This window comes from Collimonas fungivorans (genome assembly GCF_028292705.1).
GTDB classification, from domain to species: domain Bacteria; phylum Pseudomonadota; class Gammaproteobacteria; order Burkholderiales; family Burkholderiaceae_D; genus Collimonas; species Collimonas fungivorans_B.
In genome coordinates this window covers 1-9955 of sequence record NZ_JAQGLV010000004.1, presented here as the reverse complement: position 1 = coordinate 9955, position 9955 = coordinate 1, and the positions used below count along the sequence as shown (strand labels likewise).

Genomic DNA, 9955 nt, shown 5'->3' with positions numbered 1-9955 from the left:
GCGCCGGCAATCGCCTGGCCGACTACCGTGCCCAGCGACTGGAACTCGGGAATCGTCACGAACTGGATGCCGGTGTAAGGCACTTTCTGCAGGGTGGCGTCCTTGGTGTCCGCCGACTGGATCGCGTTCAGCACGAAGTCAGAGTAGGGCGCGGCCTTTTTATACTCAGGCGAAGCGTAGGTAGACATGCGGGTGCCTGGCGGCACCAGCCCCCAGCCCTTTTCCTTGGCGACCAGCTGCACGTATTCCTTGGAAGTTGCCCAGGCTGCGAATTTCTTGGCGGCGTCCTGCGATTTCGACGATTTCGGAATCGCCAGCGACCAGATCCACAACCAATGCGAACCCTTAGGCGTGACCGCTACCGGCGATGGCGCAAACGCTACCTTGCCGACCACTTTCGATTCCTTGCTGCTGTAGATCATGCCGGCCGCCACCGTGGCGTCGATCCACATGCCGCATTTGCCGCTGGAGAACAGCACCAGGTTTTCGTTGAAGCCGTTCGAGGTGGCGCCTTGCGGGCCGTATTTGCGCAGCAGGTCGACATAGGTAGTGACCGCGTTTTTCCACTCGGGCGAGTTGAGCTGCGGCTGCCATTTTTCATCGAACCAGCGGGCGCCGAAGGTGTTCACCATGGTGCCGACCAGCGCCATGTTCTCGCCCCAGCCAGCGCGGCCACGCAGGCAGATGCCGGCGATGCCGTTCTGCTTGTCGGTCAGCTTTTCAGCGAAGCCGGCGATATCCTGGAACGTTGGGTGCTCAGGCATTTTCAAGCCTTTTTCCGCAAACAGGTCCTTGCGGTAATAGGTCATCGAGCTTTCGGCGTAGAACGGCAGCGCGTACAGCTTGCCGCCTTCGGTCAGGCCTTCGCGCACGGTCTTGATCAGGTCGGCTTCGTCGTAGTTGGCAGGCAAGCCTTCCATCGGCGCCAGCCAGCCTTTCTTGGCCCAGATCGGCGCTTCATATGCACCGATGGTCATCAGGTCGAACTGGCCGCTGCCGGTGGCGATGTCGGTGGTGACGCGCTGGCGCAGCACGTTTTCTTCCAGCACTACCCAGCGCAGCTTGATGTCGGGGTTGGCTGTTTCGAAATTTGTAGAGAGTTTTTGCAGTTCGATCATGTCCGGATTGTTGATCGTTGCGATGTTCACGGTAACTGGTGCGGCCCAGGCGCTGCCGCAGAACATAGCCAGCAGGCTGAGTGGGGCCAGGGCGGCTGAAAACGAGCTTGCGCGAATGCTGCGACGTTTCATGTTTGTCTCCATTGTAGGAATGATTAATACGCCATGCCGACTTGCGCGGCTTCGCGTTATCACTTTCTCAGGCGGCGTTGATTGTGGGTCGCCCGGAAAATTCTTTAACGTTGTCTTTTGCATCATGTCTTGCTGTTTCAAATATCGAGCAAAAGACTTTTCGTTGAGCAAATAATCATGCATGATTCAAAGCGTGTCAAGATTTAGTTCTGCTGCATTGCACTATCTGGGACAATTCCTGGGTCGAATGCCAAAAACAAGGCAGTAGCGGCCCAGGCGATGCATGTTGCGCAGACGCATGCCGGGCACTGCCCAAAAAAGGAAATCAGATGGCAAATGAAAAACTGGACCTCGCCGCGCGTGCGGCGTGGATGTATTACGTGGCCGGCAATACCCAGAACGAAATCGCCGATCACCTGGGAATCTCGCGCCAGATGGCGCAGCGGCTGGTGGCTTATGCGCGCGAATCGGGGCTGGTCAAGGTCAGGGTGGAACATCCGGTGTCGACTTGCCTGGAGCTGGCAGCCGCTTTGCAGCAGCGCTACGGCCTTGAGCAATGCCATGTGGTGCCGAGCATGGGGGCGGGCGACAACGTGGTCGACGACGCCGGCGTGCAGCAGATGCTGGCGGTGGTCGGCGCCGAGGTGATGGAACGCTATCTGCAGCAGGAGACGCCGCTGGTGGTCAATGTCGGTTCGGGGCGGACCTTGAAGGCTGTATTGGAAGCCGTCACCGAAATGGAACGGCCGCAGCATCGGATCGTGTCGATGGTGGGGGCGATTGCGGCCGACGGTTCATCGAATCGCTACGACGTGGCGCTTACCGCCGCCGACAAGATCCAGGCCCGTTTCTTTTTCCTGCCAGCGCCGCTGGTGGCCGACAATGCCGAAGACATGCGCCAGTGGTGCAGCCACCGGGTATATCGCATCGTGGCCGACCTGGCGCAGCATGCCGACGTCACCTTTGTCGGCGTCGGCACCATCGCGCCCGGCTGTCCGATGCACGAAGATGGCTTCATCACGGCTGAAGAAGTCGCGCAATTGCAGGGCTACGGGGCAGTGGGAGAAATGATCGGCCACGCCATCGCCGGCGACGGCCGCCTGATCGCATCGCCGCTGGAAGACCGCGTCACCAGCCTGCCGTTGACTTCGCCGCCGACGCGCCCGGTGATCGGCATGGCAGGCGGCGTCAAGAAGGCAGAAGCAATCCGCGCGGTGCTGCGCGGCGGGTGGTGGTCGGGCCTGATCACCGATGAATACTGCGCACGCTACGCACTGCAGGACGAGTAGTTTATTAGGGTCAGAGTCGAATTAATTCTCAAACATTAATTCGACTCTGACCCTGATTAACGGCCTGAATAATTTGACTCTGACCCTATTTAACGGCCTACGGAGTACATGCGCTGGCATGAAAAGAAACAGCGGGCAGATCGATTATTCGCGCGCACGTTCATGGAACTGCAGCGGCTGCTCATCCGCCGACGACGCCGAACCGCAACCGGTGGCGCACGAGCCGCATCCGCTATCGCATCCTCCCGCCGCGGCCTCCGGCTGCAAACGCTTGCCGATCGCGCGCAATGCCGCAGGCCGCGAGGCGTTACTCAGGGAACTTGCCAGCGCTCCCTGCCAGCGCTGGCTGGTAGCCGGCATCAGCCGCCGGCAGGCATAGACCAGGCTGGCGGCTACGGCGACGCCGATCACGATGGCCTGGATCACGAGAAACGGCGTCATGTCAGCAACCTCGTAATCTGATAGGTGAGGAAAGCCGCCAGGTAAGCCAGGCCGAACAGGTAGGCGGTGGCGACCGCAACGATCTTCCAGGAATTGGTTTCACGCCGCATCACCGCCAGCGTCGACATGCATTGCGGCGCAAACACATACCAGGCCAGCAGCGACAATGCAGTCGCCAGCGACCATTGATGCGCAATCACCTGCCCGAGCTGCGATGCGATCGCGTCTTCGCTGCCGGACATGGCATACACGGTTCCCAGCGCCGATACGGCCACTTCGCGCGCCGCCATGCCGGGCACCAGTGCAATGCAGATCTGCCAGTTAAAGCCGATAGGCGCAAACACGTATTCCAGCAAATGGCCGATGCGGCCGGCCAGGCTGTAGTCGATGGCTGGCAAGGCTGCGCCAGGCGGCGGGCCGGGGAAGGTCGACAGGAACCACAGCAGCACTGTGAGCGACAGAATGATGGTGGTGACCCGGCGCAAGAAAATCAGCGCCCGCTCCCACAGGCCGATGGCGATATTGCGGGCGCCGGGTAAACGGTAGGACGGCAGTTCCATCAGCAATGCATGCTCGCTCTTGTCCTGGCGCACGCGCTTGATGATCCAGGAGACGGCCAGCGCACTGACGATGCCGGCCACGTACAGCACGAACAGCACGATGCCCTGCATGTTGAACAGGCCCCACACGCTGCGGTTCGGAATGAAGGCGGCGATCAGCAAGGTGTACACGGGAAGCCGCGCCGAGCACGTCATCAGCGGCGCCACCAGGATAGTGGTCAGGCGGTCGCGCGGGTCCTGGATGCTGCGGGTGGCCATGATGCCGGGAATCGCGCAGGCAAAACTCGACAGCAGCGGAATGAAGGAACGGCCGGTGAGTCCCGCCTTGAACATCATGCGGTCGAGCAGGAAGGCGGCGCGCGGCAGGTAGCCGGATTCTTCCAGCACCAGGATAAAGAAAAACAGGATCAGGATCTGCGGCAGGAACACCAGCACCGTGCCCAGGCCGCCGAAGATGCCGTCGCTGATCAGGCTGCGCAGCAGGCTCTCCGGCAAGGCTGCGGCGACCCAGGCGCCGACTGCGCCGACGCCGGCCTGGATGCCTTCCATCAGCGGCTGCGCCCAGGAAAAAACCGCCTGGAAAATGAAGAACATGATGGCCGCCAGCAGCGCCAGACCGAACACCGGATGCAGCACCCAGCGGTCGATGGCATCGTCGATCATCGATGTATTGCGCGGCATGGTCACGGCTGCCGCCAGCATGCTGCGCACCTGGGCATGCAAATCGTCGTCGACGCCGCCGGTTGCCTGCGCCGGCGCGCCCGCCTGGTCCAGGTGCTGGATCAGTTCGCGTGCGCCGCCGCTGCGCACCGCCACGGTTTCAATCACCGGAATGCCAAGGCGGCGCTGCAGCTCTTCGCGGTCGATGGTGATGCCGCGTTTGCGGGCAGCGTCCATCATGTTCAATGCCAGCACCATGGGCCGGCCCAGCCGTTTGACTTCCAAGACAAAACGCAGGTGCAGGCGCAGGTTGGTTGCATCGGCGACGCAGACCACCAGGTCCGGCAGCGCTTCACCCGGCATCTGGCCGAGGCAGACCTTGCGGGTGATCATCTCGTCCGGGCTGGTCGCTTCCAGGCTGTACGCGCCCGGCAGGTCGAGCAGCTGGAACACACGCCCGGAGGGCGCGGTGAAACGGCCTTCCTTGCGCTCTACCGTGACACCGGCGTAGTTCGCCACTTTCTGGCGGCTGCCGGTCAACTGGTTGAACAGGGCGGTCTTGCCGCAATTGGGGTTGCCGACCAGGGCGATGCGGAGGGAGGAAGCGCTAGACATGATGCCGGGATTCAGGACGCTGGATTAGCAGGGTTGACGTGGACCCGGTGCGCTTCGGCGCGACGCAGGGCAAAACGGGTGAAGCCGATCTGTATCATCAGCGGATCGGCGCCGACCGGGCCGCGCGCCACCAGGCTCACGGCTTCGCCATGGACGAAACCAAGCTCGCGCAAGCGTTTGGCGATCGGGTCCTGCTCCAGCACGTCTTCTACATATTCAATCACTGCGGGCGTAAACGGCGTCAAATCACAAAGTCTCATACAAAAGCCATGATCAATAATCATTCTCATTATATATACATTCACGGCTGCGGCTTGGCGAACAAAACAAGGGCGACCATGCTGGCTTGGCTTCATTCTTGCTAAGTTTTTCGCTTATCTTGCCTGGATGCCACTTTATTACCTTGCTGGTTGGAAAAAAATAGTGTGGCTTGCTTGACAGCATTGCTCCCTTTGCGTTTTACTTGGCGCAATTTTCTGCGCCGCAACAAATTCTTCGATGGTTTTCGGTAGCGCTAACATCGGATGTGGCGAATTTGCAGTCGAATTTGCAATATAAGTAACTTATTTAAACGAACAATCGGATTCCGTATGCGACTTCATAAAATTCTTGTCCTGTCATCCTTGCTGCTGGCAAGCGCATTCTGCCGCGCAGAGAGCGGCGTCACCGCCACCACCATCACTCTGGGGCAATCGGCTGCGTTCAGCGGTCCTGCCAAGGAACTGGGCAAGGGCATGCATGACGGCGCGCAAGCGTATTTCGACCAGGTCAACGCCAGCGGCGGCGTGTTCGGCAGGAAAATCATCCTCAAGACCCTGGACGACGGTTATGAACCGGACCGGGCGGCGGCGAATACCCGGCAGTTCATCGAACAGGATGACGTGCTGGCCTTGTTCGGTTATGTCGGCACGCCGACCTCGAATGCCTCGATTCCAGCCTTGACCAAGGCCAAGGTGCCGTTCTTCGCGCCGTTTACCGGCGCCCAGTCGCTGCGCGAACCGTTCAACCGGAACATCTTCAATATCCGCGCCAGCTATTTCGCCGAGACTGAAAAAATCGTGCAGCAGATCACCACCTTGTCGTTGAAGAAGATTGCGGTCTTTTATCAGAATGACGCCTATGGCAAGGCCGGCCTGGAAGGTGTGACGCGGGCGCTGAAGAAGCGCGGCATCGAGGTTGCCGGGCTGGGCACAGTCGAGCGCAACAGCGTGGATGTCAGCGCCGCCGTCGCCAAGATCCGCCAAAGCCAGCCGCAGACGGTGATCATGGTCTCGGCCTACAACTCCAGCGCGGCCTTCATCAAAGCCATGATCGCGGCCGGCAGCCCGCCGTCGTTCTGGAATATTTCCTTCGTCGGCAGCCAGCAGTTGGTGAATGCGCTGGGCAAGGACGCCAGCGGGGTGCAAATTGCGCAAGTGATGCCAGCCCCTTGGGATGAAGTCAACAGCATCGTCAAGGAATACCGCAAGTACTACCTGCAAGACGGCAAGAGAGAGTGGGATTACGTCAGCATGGAAGGCTTCATCGCGGCCAAGGTGCTGGTGGAAGGCCTCAAGCGCGCCGGCAGCAGCCTGTCGCGCGAAAGCCTGGTCAAGGCCTTGGAAACCATCAACCATTATGACGCCGGCGGCTATTTTGTCACCTTCAGCCCGAGCAACCATAACGGCTCAGAATTCGTCGACCTGACCATGGTCGCCAAGAGCGGCAGGTTCCTGCACTGATTTATCCGGGCGCCGCCATGACCACGTGTTTTATTTCCTGAAACGTGTGAAGGCCCCAGGGTCCGAGTTCGCGGCCCAGGCTGCTTTTTTTCATGCCGCCCCACGAAGCCTGCGGAAAAATTACCTGGGGGCTGTTGACCCAGACCAGGCCTACCTCCAGCGCCGCCGACACGCGGTTGGCGCGTTCGGGATCGGAAGTCAATACGGTTGCTACCAGGCCGTACTCGCTTTGATTGGCGACCGCGACCGCTTCCTGTTCGTTGTCGAAAGTATTGATGCACAGTACCGGACCAAAGATTTCCTCGCGCCAGAGCGGGCTGTCGACGGGCACGTCGGCGAAGATCGTCGGCGCCACGAAATATCCCTTGGCCATGTCTGGCGGCTGCGTGCCGCCGGTAAGCAGCTTAAGTCCGGCGGCCACTCCCTGCTGGATGTATTGCTGCACTTTCTGATACTGCCGGCGGCTGCTCAAGGGACCCATTTGGGTTGCGGGATCCATCGGATCGCCGACCTTGATCGATTCGACGCGCAGCTTGAGGCGCGCCGTGAAATCCTGGGCAATGCTGCGTTCGACCAGCAGCCGCGAGGTGGCCGAGCACATCTGGCCTGCGTTGAAAAATATCCCGCCGCAGACAATCTCCAGCGCCAGTTCGATATCGGCGTCGGCAAACACCAGCGCCGCCGATTTTCCGCCCAGCTCGAGGCTGATCCGCTTGAGGTCGTCCGCTGCTGTTTTCATCACCGTCTGGCCGACTGCGGTGCTGCCGGTGAAGGAAACCTTGCGTACCGCCGGATGGGAAACCAGCGCCGCGCCGGCCTCGGCGTCGCCGGTGACCAGGTTGAAGACGCCGGCCGGCAATCCGGCCTGATCGATGATCGCCGCCAGCGCCAGCTCCGGCAGCGGCGTGATCTCGGACGGCTTGAGCACGACCGTGCAGCCTGCGGCCAGCGCCGGCGCCACTTTCCATGCAGTGGTCACCATCGGGAAATTCCAAGGCACGACCAGGGCCGCGACGCCGCAGGGTTCATGCCGCAGTGTTGCGTTAAAGCCGGCGCTGGGCAGCGCCACCGGCTGGTCCTGATGGTCATCGAGTTGTTCGGCCAGTTCGGCGTAATAACTGAACGTGGCGATCACATCGCCGACGTCGATCAACGCTTCGCTCAGGGGTTTGCCATTGTTGGCGGTTTGCAGCTGCGCCAGCTGTTCCTGCTGCTGTTGAACCCCATGGGCGATGGCGCGCAAACAGGCGCCGCGCTCGCGGCCGGAGCTCTTGCCCCAGGCTGCCTGGGCAGCCGCGGCTGCGGTGACGGCGTCGTCGACATCTTGCGCCGCGCCGAAGGCGACATCGGCCAGCGCTGCTTCGGTAGCAGGATTGAACACCGTTTCCACCCGGCCGGAACGCGCATTGCGCCAGCGGCCCGCGATGTATAGTTGATGCGGCAGTTGGTTCAACATCATTGCTCCTGGCCAGTCCATTCGATTTCTGAAATTTCAATCACGGTTGGCCTGCTGGCCGATGCCGCCAGTTGCAGGGCGTCGGTCAGTTCCGCCGCTGTCGCCACGTGCCGCGCAATGCAGCCGAAACCGCGCGCAATCGCCAGGAAATCCGGCGTGTAGATATCGACGCCGACCGGTTCGATAGCCCGGTTTTCCATGTATTTCTTGATCTCGCCGTAGCCGTTGTTATTCCATAGCAGGATGATGACCGGCACGCCGGCTTCCACCGCGCTGGCCAGTTCCGGCAAGGTGAATTGAATGCCGCCGTCGCCGATCAGGCACAGCACCGGCCTGCCGGCCACGGCCAGTTTGGCGCCTATCGCAGCCGGCAGCGCATAACCCAGCGTGCCGTATCCGGTCGAGGAGTTGAACCAGCTGCGCGGCTGCGCGGCGTCAAAGGTGATATTGCCGGTATAGACAGGCTGGGTAGAGTCGCCGACACAGATCGCATCCGGCAGTACGCTTGCCGCCACCTCCAGCATGCGGTGCTGCATGCGCGCCGGATGATCGAGGCTGGCGTCGACTTCGCGCCGCAAGGCGGCGGTCCGGCTGCTGCCCCATAAGACATTGTGCTGAACTTGCCCTGGCAGCTGCTGCAACAATCCCTGCAATGCGCTGGCGGCGTCCGACAGCAGCGTCAGCGACGCCGGATAGTTGCGCGCCAACTGCTGGGCGTCGATATCGACCCTGATCAGCTTGCCGGGGATGCGGAAGCCGCCGTCGAACACGGTGTCGTAGTCGGTTTCCCCGAGTTCGGTGCCGATCGCCAGCACCACGTCGGCTTCGCACACCAGTGCGCGGGTCGCCGCGATAGACTGGCTTGAGCCGAGCAGCAGCGGATGCCGAGGCGGCAACAGGCCCTTGGCGTTGATGGTGAGCGCGACGGGGGCTTGCAAGCGTTCCGCCAGTTGCTGCAGTTCAGCGCCGGCGTTGACGGCGCCGCCGCCGGCCAGGATCAGCGGGCGTTTGGCCTGTTGCAGCATAGCTGCCGCACCGGTTACGCTGCGCGGGTCGGCATGAGGTTTCGCGCTGCGCGCCGGCGCGGCGATCGACAGATGCGCGGCAGGAGCGACGATCACGTCCAAAGGAATTTCGATATGGACCGGACGCGGTCGGGCGCTGTCGAACACGGCGAACGCGCGCGCCAATACCGCAGGCAGTTCCTCGGGGCTCATCAAGGTATGCGAGAACGCTGTCATTCCGGCAAACACGCCGCGCTGCGACGGCAACTCATGCAGCATGCCGTTGCCGTTGCCCAGATGCCGGCGCGCGTTGACGCTGGAAATGACCAGCATCGGGATCGAGTCGGCATAGGCTTGCGCCATGGCGGTAGCGATATTTGTCATGCCGGGGCCGGTGATGATGAAACAGACACCGGGCTTTCCGCTTACCCGCGCATAGCCGTCAGCCATGAAGCCGGCCCCCTGTTCGTGGCGCGGCGTGATGTGGCGCAGGCCAGACTGCGCCAGGCCGCGGTACAGTTCCACGGTATGGACGCCGGGAATGCCGAACACCAGCTCGACCCCGTAATTTTCCAGCAGCTTGATCAACACTTCGCCACAGCTGCTTGCCGGGTCGGCAATCGTCAGCGATCCCGTGCCGGTGTCGCCGGTCTTGCCTATTTCAGTACTTTCAAGTCGTTTCATTTTTTGTCAGCGATGGTGTTGCGTTATAGATCGGCGGGCAATGGCAGCCGCAGCCATTTTTGCGAAATCTTGTTGAGGCTGCCGTCTTTCTTGGCTTGCACGATGGCCTGGTTGAGTTGCTGCGTCAGGCGCGCTTCGTTCTTGTTGAAGCCGACGTGATCGGGCGAGCTGAACAGCTGGAATTTTTGCTGTATGCCGGCAGCCGGATTCTTGGCCATGATGGTGGCGCCGACATCGTTGCCGACTACCATCAGCTGCGTCTGGCCCGACAGGAA

At 61.3% G+C, this 9955-nt stretch carries 9 protein-coding genes; 2 read left to right on the top strand and 7 right to left on the bottom strand.

Going from position 1 to position 9955, the window contains the following annotated elements:
- The coding region (locus tag JWQ61_RS00095; protein ID WP_304358710.1) for a sugar ABC transporter substrate-binding protein at positions 1-1250 on the bottom strand (1250 nt) is incomplete at its 3' end.
- Between the two features lie 329 nt (positions 1251-1579).
- Here JWQ61_RS00095 and JWQ61_RS00090 point away from each other — a divergent pair.
- The gene (locus tag JWQ61_RS00090; protein ID WP_304358709.1) at positions 1580-2539 is read left to right on the top strand and encodes a sugar-binding transcriptional regulator; all 960 of its coding nucleotides are present in this window, start codon (positions 1580-1582) and stop codon (positions 2537-2539) included.
- 144 nt (positions 2540-2683) lie between these two features.
- Here JWQ61_RS00090 and JWQ61_RS00085 read toward each other — a convergent pair whose 3' ends face one another.
- The 3 genes from JWQ61_RS00085 to JWQ61_RS00075 are packed head-to-tail and all read right to left on the bottom strand — an operon-like array spanning position 2684 to position 5075.
- On the bottom strand, positions 2684-2980 hold the full coding sequence (locus JWQ61_RS00085) for a DUF6587 family protein (RefSeq protein WP_304358708.1): 297 nt from the start codon (positions 2978-2980) through the stop codon (positions 2684-2686).
- The gene (locus tag JWQ61_RS00080; protein ID WP_304358707.1) at positions 2977-4815 is read right to left on the bottom strand and encodes a ferrous iron transporter B; all 1839 of its coding nucleotides are present in this window, start codon (positions 4813-4815) and stop codon (positions 2977-2979) included. Before JWQ61_RS00080 ends, JWQ61_RS00085 begins: the two co-directional genes overlap by 4 nt.
- Positions 4816-4826: 11 nt before the next feature.
- The gene (locus JWQ61_RS00075) at positions 4827-5075 is read right to left on the bottom strand and encodes a FeoA family protein (RefSeq protein ID WP_120236839.1); all 249 of its coding nucleotides are present in this window, start codon (positions 5073-5075) and stop codon (positions 4827-4829) included.
- Positions 5076-5405: 330 nt separating this feature from the next.
- On the opposite strand from JWQ61_RS00075, the gene JWQ61_RS00070 reads away from it, so the two are divergent.
- A complete protein-coding gene (locus JWQ61_RS00070; protein WP_304358706.1) occupies positions 5406-6536 on the top strand; it encodes an ABC transporter substrate-binding protein in 1131 nt (376 codons plus the stop codon).
- Between the two features lies 1 nt (position 6537).
- Here the strand turns inward: JWQ61_RS00070 and JWQ61_RS00065 are convergent, their stop codons facing one another.
- The 3 genes from JWQ61_RS00065 to JWQ61_RS00055 form a co-directional block, all read right to left on the bottom strand.
- Positions 6538-7992, bottom strand: coding sequence for an aldehyde dehydrogenase family protein (locus JWQ61_RS00065; RefSeq protein ID WP_304358705.1), 1455 nt, complete (start codon positions 7990-7992; stop codon positions 6538-6540).
- Positions 7992-9680 carry a 5-guanidino-2-oxopentanoate decarboxylase gene (locus JWQ61_RS00060; RefSeq protein WP_304358704.1) on the bottom strand — a complete coding sequence of 563 codons (1689 nt, stop codon included), beginning with the start codon at positions 9678-9680 and terminating at the stop codon, positions 7992-7994. The genes JWQ61_RS00065 and JWQ61_RS00060 overlap by 1 nt, the downstream gene beginning before the upstream one ends.
- A gap of 23 nt (positions 9681-9703) precedes the next feature.
- Positions 9704-9955, bottom strand: a 252-nt coding sequence (locus JWQ61_RS00055; protein ID WP_304358703.1) for a transporter substrate-binding domain-containing protein, incomplete at its 5' end; no start/stop codon positions are given.